This is a genomic window from Micromonospora sp. CPCC 206061, from assembly GCF_036906915.1.
GTDB lineage: Bacteria > Actinomycetota > Actinomycetes > Mycobacteriales > Micromonosporaceae > Phytohabitans.
Map to the genome: position 1 here is coordinate 1 of NZ_JBAKHX010000093.1, position 16149 is coordinate 16149.

Here is a 16149-nt window from a genome sequence, read left to right on the forward strand (position 1 = left end):
GGGGCGCGGGCCGCCCGGGAGCGCGAGCCGGGAGCGGCGCGCGGCGGCGCGGCGGTGGGGTGCGGCGGCGGGGTGCGGCGGCGGGGTGCGGCGGCGCGGTGTCAGGGGGTTTGGCCTATGTGTCGGTAGTAGCGGTCGGCGGAGCGGGTCAGGGCCTGCTTGGCGTCGGTCGCGACCACGCGGCCCCACCAGGCGCCGTAGATCGACTCGAACGGGAGTGGGCGGACCAGGTCGATGGCTCGGCGGATGGTCTCTGGGTGTTCGGGGATGAGGTTCGGGTAGCTGTACATGAAGCTGACCCAGCGCCTGTCCATCACCACCTGGAAGATGTCGCCGCTGCAGAGCGCCCCGCGCCCGTCCGCGCCGCCGGCCCAGTGCAGCACCGTGCCGCCAGCGAAGTGCACACCGCAGTTGACCAGCGTGCGGCCGGGCAGGACGGGCAGCGTGTCGCCTTCCCAGAAGACCACGTTGCCGTCGCGGCAGACCCACTGCCGGTCGTTGGCGTGCACGTACACGGGGATGCCGCCGAACGCCTCACTCCATTCGATCATCGAGCCGTAGAAGTGCGGGTGGGACACCGCGATCGCCGCGATCCCGCCCAGCCGGCGTACCTTGGCGACGGTCGTGTCGTCGAGGTACGGGACGCAGTCCCACAGCACGTTGCCGCCCTCGCCCGGCACTAGAAGGGCGCGCTGGCCGATGCCTATCGCCGGCTCGGCGCAGATGCCCCACACGCCGGGGGTCTCCTCGCGGACCACACTTCGGTGATCGCCCGCCCGCAGTTCGGCGAGCGTGGTCCAGCGCTGGCCGCCCCAGCCGACGTACTGCCGTTCGTCGGCGCAGATGCGACACAGGTCGGCGTCGAAGCCCTCGGCCGCGTACTGGACGCCACACGTCACGCAGATCGGCAGGTCGGCGGTCACGGTGCGATCATCCCCCGTCGGCGAGGCGGTTGGCCATCGCCGTGCGGGACCGCACGCCCAGTTTGGCGAAGATGCGGGACAGGTGGGACTCGACGGTGCGCCGGCTGAGGAAGAGCTGGGATGCGATCTCCTGGTTGCTGAGGCCGGCTGCGACGAGGCTGGCGATCTCGCGCTCGCGGGCGGACAGCGCGTCGGTCGGGCGTGGGCCGGGGGTGGCCGGCGGCACCGGGGGAGCGGCCGTGCCGAGGTGCCGGTCGACGACCGAGGAGAGCCAGGTGGCCCCGCACGCCTCGTAGGCGGTCGCCGCGCGGGTCAGGGCCTGCTTGCCGCGCTGGTGGCGGCCACCGCGGGTGTATGCCCGGCCGGCCAGGTGCAGCGCGAGCGCCTCCTCGACCGGTGCGCCCGCCGCGGCGAACCGGGCCGCGACGACGACGGCGAGCGCGGCGGCGTCAGCGTGCCGGTGCGCCCGCATCGCCACGGCCGCCTGGGCGTACCCGGCGAGCCCCAACTCGTACGCGAGGCCGGCGCCCTCGGCCAGCGTGGCCGCCCGCTCCGCCTCCCGCCATCCGCCTGCTATGACGGGCGACGACGCCGTGGCACCGGCGACGGCCGCCTCGCGTGCCGCCTCCTCGGCCGCGGCGCCGGCTCCGCCCTCCCCGGCCCAGTCCGGCGCGCCGGCCCACACCGCGCCTCCGGCGTCGACCAGGGCCGGTGCGTCGTCGGCCAGCGCGAGCGCCCGCAGCGCGTGCCACGGCACAGCGGTCGGCGGCCCAGCCGGCCACCCCACCCCAGCCGAGGGCGCGGTGGGGTCGGGGTGGGCGAGGACCGCCAGGCACGACTGGGGGTCGCGGGCGGCGAGGTGGGCGACGGCGAGGTTGACCTGGGCCACGCGCCACCACATCCGGGACCGGGGCCGGCCGGTCGCTACCAGCCGGTCGGCCACCGCCAGGGCCGCCTTCGGGCCGGCGGTCCAGAGCAACGGCCGTACCAGTACGGCGTCGACCATCGCGGCCATCTCCGCGCTGCCGACCCGCGTCGCCGCCTCGGCGGCCTCCTCCGCCACCTGTACCGCCTCGGCCAGCCGCCCCTGGCGGGTGAGCAGCGCGACGCGGACGACCAGCATGTAGGGCGTAGCGCTGCTCTGCCGCACGCTGCCGATCACGTCGTCGGCGCGGTCGAGCTGCTGGTCGGCGGCCGCCAGGTCGCCGAGCTGCATGTGCACCCACGCCAGCGGCCCGAACAGTTCGACGTGCGGCCGCAGTGCGGCGTCGCCGGCGGCGTCGGCCAGGCGGGTGGCGGTGGCCGCGTGCCGGCGGGCGGCCTCGGGGTCGCCGGCGTACAGGGTGCCGAACGCGCGCAGCGTCTGGGCCGCCGCGACGAGCGTGGGCCGGTCGCCGAGCAGGTCGAGGGCTCGCTCGGCGTGCCAGATCGCACCGGCGTCGTCGTCGCGGAGCGCGGCGATCGCGGCCAGTTCGACGTGGAGCTTGCCGATGGCGGCCGGCCGCAACCGTCCACCGTGGAGTTCGGCGTCGAGCAGGTCGGCGGCCTCGTCGATGTCGCCACGCAACCGGGCCACCACCGCGCCGAAGACGGCCGCCTCGGTGCGTACCGGCTCATCGGCGTCGCGCAGCTCGCGCAGCACCTCACGGCTGCGTTCGAGATCACCGCTCAGGCCTAGTACGCGGGCGTACTGGAGAAGGACCGTGGGGCGCTCGCGCAGCTTGCCTGGGTCGGGCAGGATGCGCAGCGCGGCACCGAGCCAGCGCCCGGCCTGGGCCGGCGCGCCATAGGCGAACGCGAGCCCTGCCTCGATGAGCACCTCGGCGGCGGTGCCGTCGCCGGGCCGCGCGGAGCGTTCGGTGTGGTGGGCGACCACCTGGAGCGGCGCGCCGTGCGCCCGGAGGTGGTCGGCGGCCCGGGCGTGTGCGGTGATCCGCCACGCGGGGCCGGCGAGCTGGTGCGCGGCGGCCCGCACGAGCGGGTGCCGGAACCGTAGCTGGGCGGCGTCGACGTCGACGAGGCCGCGCCGGTACATCTGGTCGACCGCCTCGACGACGGTGTCGATCGGCTGCCGGGCCACGTGGGCGACCAGGTCGATGGCGGCGTGGTCGCCGACGACGGCGGCGGCGTGGGCGACGCGGCGTGCCGGCTCGGCGAGTGCGGTTATCTCGGCGGCCAGCCCGGTGAGGATGTGCCCCTCCGAGTCGGCGAGGCTGTCGTCGGTGACCAAGGTGGCCAGCGCGTCGTCGCCGAGCCGCAGGAGGGCCTGCACGTACAGGGGATTGCCGCGGCTGGCGCGCAGGATCAGCGCGCGGCGGCGCTCGGGCACCAGCGGTAGCAGCGCCGCCAGCTCGTCCTGGCCGAGCAGGGACAGGCTGATGCGGGTGGCCGCGGGACCGAGGTGGGCGACCGCGTCGACCACCCGGGCGGGCGCCTGCGACCCGCGGAACGCGACCGCCACCAGCGCGGGTGGCCGGGGCGGCTTGCGCAGCAGGTACTCGGTCAGTTCCAGGGACGGCTGGTCGGCCCAGTGCAGGTCGTCGAGGAGCAGCGCCACCGCGGCGCCGTCGAGCACGCGCCGGATGCCGGAGTAGATCCGGTACCGGTCGACCTCGCTGCCCATCGCGCGCAGGTCGGCGCCGACCGGTTCGAGCGCCTCCGCGTACATCGCGAACGGCACTTCCTGCTCGAACTCGGTGGCCCGCCCGCCGCAGACCGTCAGCCCGGCGGCGGTGGCCCGCCGCGCGAGCTCGTCGAGCATGCGGGTCTTGCCGATGCCGGGCTCACCGCACACCTCGACGGCCGCGAACCCGCCCCCGGCCACCGCGGCGAGCGCCCGGTCCAGCTGTTCGAGCTGGGCCGCGCGCCCGACCAGCGGTGGCGCGGTGGTGCGATGTGGCGACACGGTGCCTCCCCAGGTCTCGCGCCGATGCCACACCGTAGAAGGCCGGCCACCTGGTGGGCAGTCGCCGCGATGACACGTGGCACGAGACCGGGAGACCGGTGGATTACTGGAAGTCCGGCGTCCAGATCCGCGCCTTGTAGAACTCCGCGCCGGACCGGGTGCGATCCGGCGATTGCGAAAACCGTACCGTGGGGCTACCCCACGTGCGCGACCCGGCATTGTCGGCGCGTACGGAGAGCACCTCGCCGGACGAGTGGCGCACGTACGCCTTCACCCTGGTCTCGCTGGAGATCTTGCGCTTGCTGAACGACCCGCCCGCGGTGCTGATCTCGTACACGCCGTCGGTGGCCGTGCACAGCAGCCGCTGGGTGTTGGAGTAGTCGGGCTGCAGGTCGTGGCCGAGGTTGGAGCTGCCGAGGCTGACGGCGGCGCCGTAGTGGCGCAGCCGGGTGTTGCGGTACGTGCCCTCGACCGCGTACCCGCGCAGCGTGCCTTTGCCGATCGCCCACAGCAGCTTGTAGGTCGGGTCCCAGAGCACGCCGTGCGCCCCGGCCAGGCTGACGGTCTGCACCTTGGCGAGGCTGCCGAGGTTGCTGACGCTGGTCGGCGCGTACAGCGTCAGGTATCCGTGCGAGCTGGCGACCACGACGGAGCCGTTGCCGGGGATCCGCTCGATGGCGTGCGGGTTGCCGCCGGGCGTGGCGTTCCACGCCAGGTCGTTGAGTTCGGTGGCCTTCTCGCTGCCGATGTCGATGATGCCGGCCTTGCCGCCGGAGGCGCAGACGAGCGCGATCCAGCCCTGCGCCGACGTGCTGCGGATCTTCACGTCGGACAGGTTCGACCACGCGCCGCCGCCGGGGCTGAAGCTCCAGTGCAGGTTGGCATCGGTGAAGGTCTTGCTTTTGTGCCACACCATGACCTTGTTCTTGACCTGTTCGGTCGTGGCCACGTAGTAGCTGGTCGCGGCCCGGGCCTCACCCGGGCCGAGCACGGCGGCGGCGGGTCCGGCGATGGCGCCGGCGGCCAGGCCGCGCAGGATGGTACGTCGCTGCATCCGAATGCCTCCCCTTGATCATGTAGATGCGGCGACAGTGTGCCATGAACGCGCCAGCGTTTCACTCCCAGGGGATTTGGGGGGAGCGGTGGAACGCCGTACCACGCAGTGTCCATCGTGGAGCGTGAGCGGCCAGGCGGCGGCGGAACGACTCCCAGTCGCGCCGGTCCGGCGCCGACCATCCGACCTCCGCCACGGCCGGCAACCGCGGGTACGTCATGGTTTCGACGTCGGCGAGCGTGCGCACGGTCTCCGACCACAGTGGAGCCTCGACGCCGAGCACGTGCGCCTCGCCCACTCCCTCGATCTGTGTGGCCGGGTCCCATTCGTACGCGTCGCGCACCTCGATGTAGCCGGCCCAGTCCAGGCCCAGCGGGGTGTCCGGGGTGTACTTCATGTCCAGGTACGCCCGGTTGGCTGGTGACATGAGCACGCGGGCTCCCCTGGTCGCGGCGGCGGCGACCTCGGGGTGCGCGCCAGCGGTACCCCAGAACTGCGGTACCACGGACGCGGGCGGGTCGGCCTTGGTGATCTCGTGCCAGCCCAGCACCGTCTTCCCGTGCCGCTCGACGATCGGGATGATCCGGCGCATGAACGTCCGGTAGTCGCCGTCGGGGGTGGCGTCCGCCTCGTCGCCGCCCACGTGCAGGTACGGGCCGGGGGTCAGCGCGGCGACCTCGCGCACCACGTCCTCGACGAACGCGTACGTGATCTCGTCACCGATGCGGAGCGTGCTGTAGCCGACCTCCGGGTCGGTGCGCGGCGCCGCGGCCACACCGCCGTTGAGCTCGGGGTACGCGACCTGTGCGGCGTTCGTGTGGCCAGGCATGTCGATCTCGGGCACCACCGTGACGTAGCGCTCGGCCGCGTAGGCGACCAGGTCGGCGTACTCGGCCTGCGTCAGGTAACCGCCTCCCGCGCCGTCCACCCCGGACCCTCCGTCGCCGGCGGTCAGCTTCGGCCAGCTCAGGATCTCGATCCGCCAGCCCTGGTCGTCGGTGAGGTGCAGGTGCAGGTGGTTGATCTTGTATGCGGCGATCTGGTCGACGAACGCCTTGATCTCGTCGGGGGAGTGGAAGTGCCGGGCCAGGTCGAGCATCGCGCCCCGGTACGGGAAGCGCGGGCGGTCGGCGATCGCGCCGCCCGGCACCGTCCACTCGCGAGCGACAGGCGTCGGCGACTCGATGTCCGCGGGCAGCAACTGGCGCAGCGTCTGCACACCGGCGAAGAGCCCGGCGGGGGCGTCCGCGCGGACGCTGACGCCGTCCGCGGTGGTGTTCAGCCGGTACCCTTCGGGACCGAGCCCGCCACCCCCGAGCCGGAGCGATATTGCCTTCGCGGTGCCGGGTGTGGTCGCGGCGCTGGCTCCCCTCTCCTGGCCCGTGGTGGTCGCACCGGCGAGGTCCGCGTCCAGGACCGGGATCTGGTACCCGGTGGCGGGCCGGAGCAGGGTGGCGAGGTACTGCCCGATGTGGCGCGCCCGCGCCGAACCCGGCTCGGTGAGGATCGCGGTGTCCGGGCCCAGCCGGAAGTCCTGCCCCTGCGCCGGCCGGACCTCCATCGGTGCCGGGATCACGCTGCTCCGTGCCATCAACCCTCCAGGCGTTCAGTAAATGTTCTTTATAATAGCGTGTGGTACCGTCACGCTTGTTACGTAACGACCGTGTTGCAACGAGGAGGGTCGCCGTGCCGAGGCACGTGGATCACGACCAGCGCCGCGGCGAGATGTCCCAGGCCGTCTGGCGGGTAGTACGCGAACGGGGCCTCGAAGGGCTCACCATGCGATCGGTGGCAGCCGCGGCAGACTGCACCACCGGCCGGGTCGCCCACTACTTCAGCGACAAGAACGCCCTGCTCACGCACGCCCGCGACGTCATGCACCGGCGGATGGCCGCGCGCATCGACGCGCTCCCGCCGCAACCCGACGCCCGCGCTCGCCTCCGCGCCGTACTGCTCGAAGGCCTGCCGCTCGACGACGACCGGGTGCTCGGCTCGACCGTGTGGGCGCACTTCCTGCTCGCCGCGCGCACCGACCCCGAACTGCGGGCACAGCACACCGTGCGGCACGAGTCGTGGGTGCGGCGTTTGACCGGGTTGCTCCGCGACGTGTACGCCGACGCGGGCACCCCGCCACCGGACGACCTCGACGTGCGGGTGCGCGCGCTCGTCGCCTGCCTGGACGGCCTGGCGCTCAGCGCAGTGGCCACCCCCGACGCGTACCCGCCCGAGCTCGTCGCGCGGGTGATCGACAAGCAACTGGAACTGACCTGCGGAGGTGTCGAAGCGTGAACGTGGAGATCGTCGAGGTGGACCCGGCGGATCCGCGCCTGGCCGCTCTGGTGGCCGCCCTGCGAGCGGAACTGGACGCGCGATACCCCGAAGAGATCGACTTCGAGCATCCCACGGTGAAGGAGGTCGCCCGCTTCCTGCTGGCCACCGTGGACAGCGCACCCGTCGGCTGCTGTGCCGTGCAGCCTCTCGACGAGGGCGATAGCGAGCTCAAGCGCATGTACGTGCCGCCACAGCTGCGCGGGCGCGGCATCGCGGCCCGTTTGGTGGTCGAGGCGGAGCGGCTGGCGGCGCGTCTCGGCCGCACCCGCATCAAGCTGGAGACGGGCGTACGCCAGCCGGAGGCGATAGCGGTCTACGAGCGGGCCGGCTTCCACCGCATCCCGAACTACCCCCCGTACGACCGCTGGCAAATGAGTCTCTGCTACGCCAAACCCCTGTAACTCCCGCGGCGCTCTCGGGACGAGGTTCTCGCATGTGGGTGTGTTAGGTGCACAAGATGTTGTGTTAAGTTAACGCGCAATGGTGGTAGATCTGGAGCGCGGACTCTGTGTCGGCGTCGATGTCGGCACGCAGAGTCTGCGGGTGCTCGTTGTCAGCGGCACGGGTGACGTCGTCGGGCGGGGATCCGGGCGGCTCGACAGTGTGCGCGCTGGTGAGCGCCACGAGCAGGATCCGGCGCAGTGGTGGGCGGTGCTCGGGCGGGCGTGCCGCCAGGCGCTGCGCGGGCTCGCGGTCGACCGGGTGCGGGGCGTCGCGATCTGCGGTACCTCCGGAACATTTTTACTGGCTGGGCGTGACGGCCGCCCGCGTACACCCGCTCTGATGTATGACGACGCGCGCGCCGCGGTCGAAGCGGAAGAGGTCGCGGCCGCCGGCGCCGATCTCTGGGCGGCGCTCGGCCATCGGATGCAGCCGTCCTGGGCGTTGCCGAAGCTGCTGTGGACGCTGCGCCACGGGCTGGCGGAGGTGCGGGCGGCGGCCGGTCGCGGCGAGTTGACGCTTCAGCATTGTGCGGACCACCTGGCCGGGCGGCTGACCGGTGCCTCGGTCGCGACGGACTGGAGCCACGCGCTCAAGACCGGTTACGACCTCGACGGCGGGGCGTGGCCGGCGGCGGTGCTGGAGAAGCTGGCGATCCCGGTCGAGGTGCTGCCCGACGTCGTGCGGCCCGGCACGGCGATCGGCCGGGTCGGCGAGGCCGGTGCCGCGCACACGGGGCTGCCGGTCGGCGTGCCGGTGCGGGCCGGCATGACCGACGGCTGCGCGGCGCAGGTGGCGGCCGGCGCGCTCCAGCCCGGCAGCTGGAACTCGGTGCTGGGCACGACGCTCGTCCTCAAGGGGGTGAGCGCTGAGCGCCTCGCCGATCCGCACGGCGCGGTCTACTCGCACCGTCACCCCGACGGCGGCTGGCTGCCTGGCGGCGCCTCCAACGTGGGCGCGGGCGTGCTCAAGCTGCGCTTTCCCGGCGTCGACCCGGCGGTGATGGACGCCGAGGCGGTCCGCTACGAGCCGTCGGGCGGGCTGGCGTACCCGCTGGTGCGGCGCGGTGAGCGGTTTCCGTTCGTCGACCCGCACGCCGAGCCGTTCGAGATCGGGCAGTTCGCGGGCGACGTGGACCGGTACGCGGCCGTGCTCCAAGGGGTCGCCTTCGTCGAGCGCCTCTGTTACCAGTACCTGCGGCGGCTCGGCGCGAGGGTCGACGGCCCGCTGTCGCTGACCGGCGGCGCGACCCGGAGCCGGTACTGGTGCCAGCTCCGCGCGGACGTCCTCGGCCGCGACGTGGTGCTTCCGGCGGCGGCCGAGCCGGCGTTCGGGATGGCGGTGGTCGCGGCGGCCGGCGACGGCTCGGTCGGCGCCGCGGCCGCTCGCATGGTGCGGATCGCGGAGGTGGTGTCGCCGCGGCCCGGCGGGCCGGAGCGGTTCGCCGAGCCGTACGCGCGGTTCGTCGACGCGCTCGCCGAGCGCGGCTATCTGGACGAGGCGCTGGCCGCATACGCGAAGGACGGATCGTGAGGACGACCGTGGTGCTGGTCCGGCACGGGCGGACGGTCTGGCACCACCCCAACCGCTACGCGGGGCGGTCGGACGTGCCGCTGGACGCGCACGGTGAGGCGCAGGCCGGGGCGCTGGCGCGCTGGGCGGCGGGTGAGAAGTTCACGTCGCTGGCCAGCTCGCCGCTGCGCCGGGCGGTCGACACGCTCGCGCCGACGGCGGCCGCGACGGGGCTGGCGCCGATCGTCGAGCCGCGCCTGCGCGAGCTGGACTTCGGGGTGGCCGAGGGGCGCACGCTCGATCAGATCCGGGCGGACGATCCGGAGGTGGTCGCGTGGTTCGAGGCGGATCCGGCGGAGTACCACTTTCCGGACGGGGAGCATCCCGCCGACGCGGTCGCCCGGGCGCGCGCCGGCCTCGCCGACCTGGTCGCCGCCGACCCGGGCGGCAAGGTGCTCGTGGTGGCGCACAATACGCTGATCAGGCTGGTGACCTGCGCGGTTCTCGGGGCGCCGCTGGGGGAGTACCGGCGGCGGCTGCCGGTGTACGACAGCGTGGCGGCGACGACGCTCCGGTACGACCGGCCGGGTGGACCGGCCGCGCTGCTGGCGTACAACGTGCCGGTGGCCCAAGGATGGATGGCATGACAGCGACCGACACGCCCGAACGGGGCCGGCCCGCCCAGCGCCAGGCCGAGATCGCCGAGCACGTCCTGCAGCACGGGTCGGTGTCGGCCGGCGACCTGGCCGAGATGTTTCACGTCAGCCTGATGACGATCCACCGCGACCTGGACGAGCTGGAGCGCCAGGGCGTGGTGCGCAAGTACCGGGGCGGGGTCAGCGCCCAGCCGTCGAGCGTCTTCGAGTCGAACGTCTCGTACCGCCTGCGCGCCGCCAGGGAGGAGAAGCTCGCGCTGGCCCGCCGCGCCCGCACGCTGATCGAGCCGGGCATGGCGGTCATGCTCGACGACTCCACCACCACGCTGGAGCTCGCCAAGCTCCTCGAAGACGCCGGCCCGCTGACCGTCATCACGAACTTCCTGGAGACCATCAAGCTGCTCTCCGGCGTGCAGGGGCTGCGGCTGCTGGCGCTCGGCGGCGAGTACTACCCGACGCACGACTCGTTCCTCGGCGTGCCGTGTGTCGAGGCGATCGAGTCGCTGCGCGTCGACCTGCTCTTCGCGTCGACGTCGGCGGTGTCCGGCCGGTACGCGTACCACCAGGAGCAGGAGATCGTGCTGGTCAAGCGCGCGATGATCAAGGTCGCGCAGCGCAGCGTGCTGATGGTCGACCACACCAAGCTGGGCCGGGCCGCGCTGCACCGGCTGGCGCCGCTGCGCGACTTCGACCTGGTGCTGACCGACGGCAAGGCGCCGGAGGGCACGCTGGCGGAGATGCGGGAGAACGGTGTCCGGTACGAGATCACCTGAGCCGGTCGTCATCGGCGTCGACGCGGGCACGACCGTCACGAAGGCGGTTGCGTTCGACTCCGGCGGCACGCCGCTCGCGCGCGCCGCCCGCCCTACCGTGCTCGACCGGGCCGGGCAGGGGCGGTACGAACAGGACACCGACCAGGTGGTCGCTTCCGTCGAGGCCGTGCTGGCGGAGCTGCGCACCACAGTGGATAGTCCAATCGCGGCGGTGGGCGTCACGGCGCAGGGCGACGGGCTCTGGCTCGTCGACGCCGAGGGCCGGCCGGTCCGGCCGGCAATCTCCTGGCTCGACGCGCGCGCGACGCCCGTGCTCGACACCTGGTCCGCCGATGGCCTGCTCGATCTCGTGTACCGCCGCACCGGTAACCACCTCTTCCCTGGCTCGGCAGGACCGTTGCTGTCCTGGTTGGACAAGCACGAACCGGCCACACTGGACCGGGCCGCCACAGCGGCGTACTGCAAGGACGTCATCCTCCAGCGGCTGACCGGCGTGCGTGCGACCGACCCGTCCGACGCGTCGGCACCGTTTCTCGACCCGCGCCGCCGGGCGTACGACGAAGAGCTGATCGCGGCGTGCGGCCTGGACCACCGGCGGGGTCTGCTGGCGCCGGTGACGGCGGCGCCGCACGGCGTCGCGGCGGACGGCACCACCGTCGTGGCCGCGCCTTACGACCTGCCGGCCTCGGCGTGGGGAGCTGGCGTCGGCGCCGTCGGCGACGGCCTCCTCATCGTCGGCACCACGCTGGCCTGCCAGGTGTTGACGGACACAGTGGACACGAGCGGTGAGCCGAGCGGGCTGACCCTGAGCACCTGGGACGACGGCCGTTGGCTGCGCGCGCTGCCCGCGATGGTCGGCACCGCCGCACTCGACTGGGTGCTACGCCTCGTCGGCGCGACAGTCGCGGACCTACCGGTGTTGCTAGCGACCGGTCGCGCCGACGGGCTGACCGTGCTGCCGTTCTTCGCCGAGGCGGGGGAACGCGCGCCGTTCGTCGCGCCGCGTGCCCGCGCCCGCATCGACGGGCTGCACCTCGGCACCGACCGCGCCGACGTGGTGCGGGCCACGTGCGAGGCGATCGCCTACAGCGCCCGGCACTGCCTGGAAGCGGCCGGCCTCACCGGCGAGCTCACGGCGTGCGGCGGCGGGGTGGCGTCGCCCGAGTGGGCGCAGATCTTCGCGGACGTGCTGGGTCGGCCGGTGCGCGTGCTCGGCGGGCAGGAGATCGGGGCCCGCGGCGCCGCACTCGCCGCGCGCCGAGTGCTCGGGCTGCCACCGCTGCCGGCGCCCGCGGGCGAGACCTACGCGCCGGACCCCGGTGTCCGCGAGCGTTACGAGGCCGGGTACTCCCGGTACCTGCACCACATCGCCCAGGCCCGACCGGTCTGGGCCGGGGAGGGGGCATCATGACCCGGGTACTGGTGGCGGGCGACCACTTCGTCACGCCTGCCTTGATCGTCGACGCGCTGCGCGAGCGGCTCGGCCCTCTGATGTCCACACTGGACATCTCTGAGCTGACGCTGCCGTGGCCGCACACGCCGTTCGGGCCGGTGGCCGAGGTCGACGAGGCGTCCGGCGACGAGGAGACGTTGATGGCGGCGGTGGCCGGCGTCGAGATCGCGGTCACCCAGATGGCACCGTTCACCGCCCGGGTGCTCGCGGCGGCCAAGTCCCTGCGGCTCGTGGTCGTCTGCCGGGGCGGCCCCGTCAACGTCAACCTCGACGCCGCTCGCGCCGCCGGCATCCCGGTGCGCGCGACACCCGGCCGCAACGCGGTCGCCGCCGCCGAACACACGATCGCGCTGTTGCTCGCCGCGCTCCGGCAGATCCCGGACGTCCACGACGGAGTCCGTGCGGGGCAGTGGCGCAGCGACCTGTACGCGCTGGACGCGGTCGGCGGCGAGCTGAGTGGCGCGACAGTCGGGCTGATCGGGTACGGGGCGATCGGGCAGCGGGTAGGGCGGATCCTGCGCGCGTTCGACGCTACGGTCCTGGTCCACGATCCGTACGCCGCCGATGTCGCGTCGGTGGGGCTCGACGAGCTGTTGGAGCGCAGCTCCGCCGTCAGCCTGCACGCGCGGCTCACCCCCGAGACGGCCGGGATGATCGGGGCCAAGGAGCTGGCGCGGCTGCCACGCGGCGCGGTACTGGTCAACACGGCCCGCGGCGGGTTGCTCGACTACGACGCGGTGGTCGACGCGCTGGAGTCCGGGCACCTGGGCGGGGCAGGCTTCGACGTGTACGACGAGGAGCCGCTGCCCGCGACGTCCCGCCTCCTGACCGCCCCCCGCGTCGTCCTGACCCCCCACCTGGCCGGGGCGACGAGGCAGACAGCCGAACGCGCCGCCAGCCTGGCCGCCGCCGAGCTAGCTGCGTACCTGAACGCCTGACCTGCGCGCCGGGCCGCCCGCGCGCCCCTTCCGTGGCCGCCGCGCGCCGCGCTCGGCGTAGCCCGGCCGTCGCCGCCCCCTTCCGCCGATCAAGGGCAAACGCACGTGCTTCGATCTCCGATCAGCGTGCATTTGCCCTTGGTCGACGCAGATGTCCTTGATCAACGCGATGCGGTGATCGCGCCGTCGCGGACAGGTTCGGGAAGACCGGTTGGAGCAGTTCACGGCGGCGTACCCGGAGCTGGTCACGCGCTGAGGCAGGATGGGGTGTGAACACGACCCCAACCAGGGAGCACGAAGGCATGCCTGACAGCACGCGCCTCGACCAGACGCCGGAGTGGGCGGCGCTGGCGAAGCACCGCGACGAGATCGGCGAGACGCACCTGCGCGACCTCTTCGCCGACGACCCGGCACGCGCGCAGCGGTACACCGTCCAGGTGGGTGACCTCTTCATCGACTACGCGAAGCACCTGGTCACCGACGAGACGCTGAGCCTGCTGCGCGACCTGGCAGCGGCGCGCGGTGTGGCCGAGCTGCGCGACGCGATGTTCCGCGGCGACAAGATCAATGTCACGGAGCAGCGAGCGGTGCTGCACACCGCGCTGCGCGCGACGCGCGACGCGGTCATCGAGGTCGACGGCGAAAACGTCGAACCGGCCGTGCACGCGGTGCTCGACAAGATGGCGGCGTTCGCGGACGCGGTGCGCTCCGGCGCCTGGACCGGCGCGACCGGCAAGCGCATCCGCACGGTCGTCAACATCGGCATCGGCGGCTCCGACCTCGGTCCGGCGATGGCGTACGAGGCGCTGCTCCCGTTCACCCAGCGTGACCTCGGCATCCGCTTCGTGTCCAACGTGGACGGCGCCGACCTGCACGAGGCGACCCGCGACCTGGATCCGGCGGAGACGCTGTTCATCGTGGCGTCGAAGACGTTCACGACGATCGAGACGATCACGAACGCGCACTCGGCGCGCGCCTGGCTGGTCGACGGCCTGGGCGGCGACGAGTCGGCGGTCGCCAAGCACTTCGTGGCCCTGTCGACCAACGCGACCGAGGTGGCGAAGTTCGGCATCGACACGGCGAACATGTTCGAGTTCTGGGATTGGGTGGGCGGCCGCTACTCGTACGACTCGGCGATCGGGCTGTCGCTGATGATCGCGATCGGGCCGGACGGGTTCCGCGAGATGCTCGACGGGTTCCGGCTGGTCGACGAGCACTTCCGCACCGCACCGCCGGAGTCGAACGCGCCGCTGCTGCTCGGCCTGCTGGGCGTCTGGTACGGCAACTTCTTCGGGGCGCAGTCGCACGCGGTGCTGCCGTACAGCCACTACATGTCCAAGTTCCCCGCATACCTACAGCAGCTCGACATGGAGTCGAACGGCAAGTCGGTCGACCGTTCCGGGAATCCGGTCCGCTGGCAGACCGGGCCGGTGGTCTGGGGCACGCCGGGCACCAACGGCCAGCACGCGTACTACCAGCTCCTGCACCAGGGCACCAAGGTGATCCCGGCCGACCTGATCGGCTTCGCCCGGCCGGTCGCCGAGCTGAGCCCGCGGCTGGCGGCGCAGCACGACCTGCTGATGGCTAACCTGTTCGCCCAGGCGCAGGCGCTCGCGTTCGGCAAGACGGCCGACGAGGTGGCCGCCGAGGGGGTGCCCGCCGAGCAGGTGCCGCACCGCACGTTCCGCGGCAACAAGCCCACCACGACGATCCTCGCCGACCAGTTGAGCCCGTCGGTGCTGGGGCAGCTCGTGGCGCTGTACGAGCACAAGGTGTTCGTGCAGGGCGCGATCTGGGACATCGACAGCTTCGACCAGTGGGGCGTCGAGCTGGGCAAGGTGCTCGCGAAGCGGATCGAGCCGGCGCTCACTGAGGGCGCTTCCGTGCCCGGCCTCGACCCGTCCACTGCCGACCTGGTGGCGCGGTACCGAATGCTTCGTGACCGATCCTGATCGCCGGCGGCGGGTGCGCTCGGTCGAGCGTGCGCTCGACATCCTCAGCGCGTTCAGCGCGGCGCACCCCCGCCTGCAACTGGCCGAGCTAGCCGAGGCGGTCGGCCTGCCCAGGCCGAGCGCGCACCGGATCGCCGCCACGCTGATCGAGCGAGGCTTCCTGCGGCAGGACCCGGACGGCGCGTACCTGCTCGGCATCCGCCTGCTGGAGCTGGGCAGCCAGGTGGCGCAGAGCTCGCCGGTCACCCGTCTCACCGAGGAGCCGGCCAACGAGCTGGTCCGGCTGACCGGCGAGACGGTACTGGTCGCCGAGGTCGACTGGAGCGATCTCACCGTGGTCATCATCGGCAAGCGGGTGGGTGACCACCCGCCGCCGGCCATCTCGCCGGTCGGTCGCCGCATGTCGCTCGCGAGCGGCGGCCTGGCCAAGGCCATCCTGCTGGGCTTGCCGCCAGACGAGCTGACCGACGTCCTGCCGCGGCTCCGCCTCGCCGCCCGCACGGCGCTCACGGTGGTCGACCCGAAGAGGTTGCGGTCCGCCGTGGAGGCGTGCCGGCGCAGCGGGTACGCCGTGCAGTCGGGGGAGTTCCTGCCGGGTACCGCCGCGGCCGCCGCGCCGGTGTTCGTCGACGGTCGGGTGGCCGGGGCGCTCGCGGTGGTGGGCGCGTCGGCCCGGTTCCCGCGGCGTCGGCTCGACGAGACGGGCCAACTGATACTGCGCGTGCTGTCCCGGACGCAGCCTGTTTAAAGGTGCTTTGTCCATTTCGCAGTGCGGAATGGACCCTCGTGGCCTGTGGATCTTCCTGGCTAACCTCCGCCAAGTCCACATGGGATGAATGGGAGGAACAACGTGTCGGCCACGGGTGATGAGCGCGACGGCGGCGGTATGGGCGAGACGCTTCTGGTAGGCGCCCTGTTGGTGCTGTTCGTCGTCGTCGTGCTGGGCTTGGTGTACATAGCGCTGCTGCGCTAGACACCCATCTTGTCGTTGACAAGTTCCCTCTGCGGAGGCAAACTTGTCAACGACAAGATGGGAGCGTCACATGAACGGCACCGCGACCACTGTCCTCACCGCGACCACCCTGATTAGCATCCCCACCGTCATGTTCGTAGGCATTGACGCTGGTTGTGATGTTGGCCTAGCCTCCAATGGTCCGGAAACCGCTTTCTTCGGGAGGTCTATGGAGATACCGCCCTGGTCAGCTCCGCGT

General features: G+C 72.7%; 14 protein-coding genes. 10 read left to right on the plus strand and 4 right to left on the minus strand.

Annotated elements, in window-relative coordinates; genetic code table 11:
* Nucleotides 1-101 precede the first annotated feature (101 nt).
* The 4 genes from V6V89_RS35815 to V6V89_RS35830 all read right to left on the minus strand — a co-directional run bounded on the left by V6V89_RS35815 (nt 102) and on the right by V6V89_RS35830 (nt 6473).
* Entirely contained in the window at nt 102-923 is an 822-nt protein-coding gene (locus V6V89_RS35815) for an MBL fold metallo-hydrolase (protein WP_334624082.1), read from the minus strand.
* A gap of 7 nt (nt 924-930) precedes the next feature.
* A complete protein-coding gene (locus V6V89_RS35820) occupies nt 931-3828 on the minus strand; it encodes a helix-turn-helix transcriptional regulator (protein ID WP_334624083.1) in 2898 nt (965 codons plus the stop codon).
* Between the two features lie 103 nt (nt 3829-3931).
* A complete protein-coding gene (locus V6V89_RS35825; RefSeq protein ID WP_334624084.1) occupies nt 3932-4882 on the minus strand; it encodes a DUF6528 family protein in 951 nt (316 codons plus the stop codon).
* A gap of 61 nt (nt 4883-4943) precedes the next feature.
* Entirely contained in the window at nt 4944-6473 is a 1530-nt protein-coding gene (locus V6V89_RS35830; protein WP_334624085.1) for a beta-N-acetylhexosaminidase, read from the minus strand.
* A gap of 95 nt (nt 6474-6568) precedes the next feature.
* On the opposite strand from V6V89_RS35830, the gene V6V89_RS35835 reads away from it, so the two are divergent.
* The 10 genes from V6V89_RS35835 (at nt 6569) to V6V89_RS35880 (ending at nt 15911) form a co-directional block, all read left to right on the plus strand.
* Complete coding sequence (locus V6V89_RS35835; RefSeq protein WP_334624086.1) at nt 6569-7171, plus strand: TetR/AcrR family transcriptional regulator; 603 nt, start codon at nt 6569-6571, stop codon at nt 7169-7171.
* The gene (locus V6V89_RS35840) at nt 7168-7614 is read left to right on the plus strand and encodes a GNAT family N-acetyltransferase (RefSeq protein WP_334624087.1); all 447 of its coding nucleotides are present in this window, start codon (nt 7168-7170) and stop codon (nt 7612-7614) included. Before V6V89_RS35835 ends, V6V89_RS35840 begins: the two co-directional genes overlap by 4 nt.
* Before the next feature lie 79 nt (nt 7615-7693).
* Nucleotides 7694-9187 (plus strand): FGGY-family carbohydrate kinase, encoded by a 1494-nt coding sequence (locus V6V89_RS35845; RefSeq protein ID WP_334624088.1) that lies wholly within the window; start codon nt 7694-7696, stop codon nt 9185-9187.
* Nucleotides 9184-9813, plus strand: a complete 630-nt coding sequence (locus tag V6V89_RS35850) for a histidine phosphatase family protein (protein ID WP_334624089.1) — start codon at nt 9184-9186, stop codon at nt 9811-9813. The genes V6V89_RS35845 and V6V89_RS35850 overlap by 4 nt, the downstream gene beginning before the upstream one ends.
* Nucleotides 9810-10595 (plus strand): DeoR/GlpR family DNA-binding transcription regulator, encoded by a 786-nt coding sequence (locus V6V89_RS35855; protein ID WP_334624090.1) that lies wholly within the window; start codon nt 9810-9812, stop codon nt 10593-10595. Before V6V89_RS35850 ends, V6V89_RS35855 begins: the two co-directional genes overlap by 4 nt.
* Nucleotides 10573-12006, plus strand: a complete 1434-nt coding sequence (locus V6V89_RS35860) for an FGGY family carbohydrate kinase (RefSeq protein WP_334624091.1) — start codon at nt 10573-10575, stop codon at nt 12004-12006. Before V6V89_RS35855 ends, V6V89_RS35860 begins: the two co-directional genes overlap by 23 nt.
* Nucleotides 12003-12986 (plus strand): 2-hydroxyacid dehydrogenase, encoded by a 984-nt coding sequence (locus V6V89_RS35865; RefSeq protein ID WP_334624092.1) that lies wholly within the window; start codon nt 12003-12005, stop codon nt 12984-12986. The genes V6V89_RS35860 and V6V89_RS35865 overlap by 4 nt, the downstream gene beginning before the upstream one ends.
* A 302-nt stretch (nt 12987-13288) precedes the next feature.
* Complete coding sequence (gene pgi / locus V6V89_RS35870; RefSeq protein WP_334624093.1) at nt 13289-14938, plus strand: glucose-6-phosphate isomerase; 1650 nt, start codon at nt 13289-13291, stop codon at nt 14936-14938.
* Entirely contained in the window at nt 14925-15686 is a 762-nt protein-coding gene (locus V6V89_RS35875; RefSeq protein ID WP_334624094.1) for an IclR family transcriptional regulator, read from the plus strand. Before pgi ends, V6V89_RS35875 begins: the two co-directional genes overlap by 14 nt.
* A gap of 102 nt (nt 15687-15788) precedes the next feature.
* The gene (locus V6V89_RS35880) at nt 15789-15911 is read left to right on the plus strand and encodes a hypothetical protein (protein WP_334624095.1); all 123 of its coding nucleotides are present in this window, start codon (nt 15789-15791) and stop codon (nt 15909-15911) included.
* Nucleotides 15912-16149 lie beyond the last annotated feature (238 nt).

Excerpts from the sequence above, each read along its gene's own strand:
- V6V89_RS35845 (WP_334624088.1), top strand. The coding sequence starts at position 7,694 with ATGGTGGTAGATCTGGAGCGCGGACTCTGTGTCGGCGTCGATGTCGGC.
- V6V89_RS35855 (WP_334624090.1), top strand. The coding sequence starts at position 9,810 with ATGACAGCGACCGACACGCCCGAACGGGGCCGGCCCGCCCAGCGCCAG.
- V6V89_RS35830 (WP_334624085.1), bottom strand. The coding sequence starts at position 6,473 with ATGGCACGGAGCAGCGTGATCCCGGCACCGATGGAGGTCCGGCCGGCG.
- pgi (WP_334624093.1), top strand. The coding sequence starts at position 13,289 with ATGCCTGACAGCACGCGCCTCGACCAGACGCCGGAGTGGGCGGCGCTG.
- V6V89_RS35865 (WP_334624092.1), top strand. The coding sequence starts at position 12,003 with ATGACCCGGGTACTGGTGGCGGGCGACCACTTCGTCACGCCTGCCTTG.
- V6V89_RS35825 (WP_334624084.1), bottom strand. The coding sequence starts at position 4,882 with ATGCAGCGACGTACCATCCTGCGCGGCCTGGCCGCCGGCGCCATCGCC.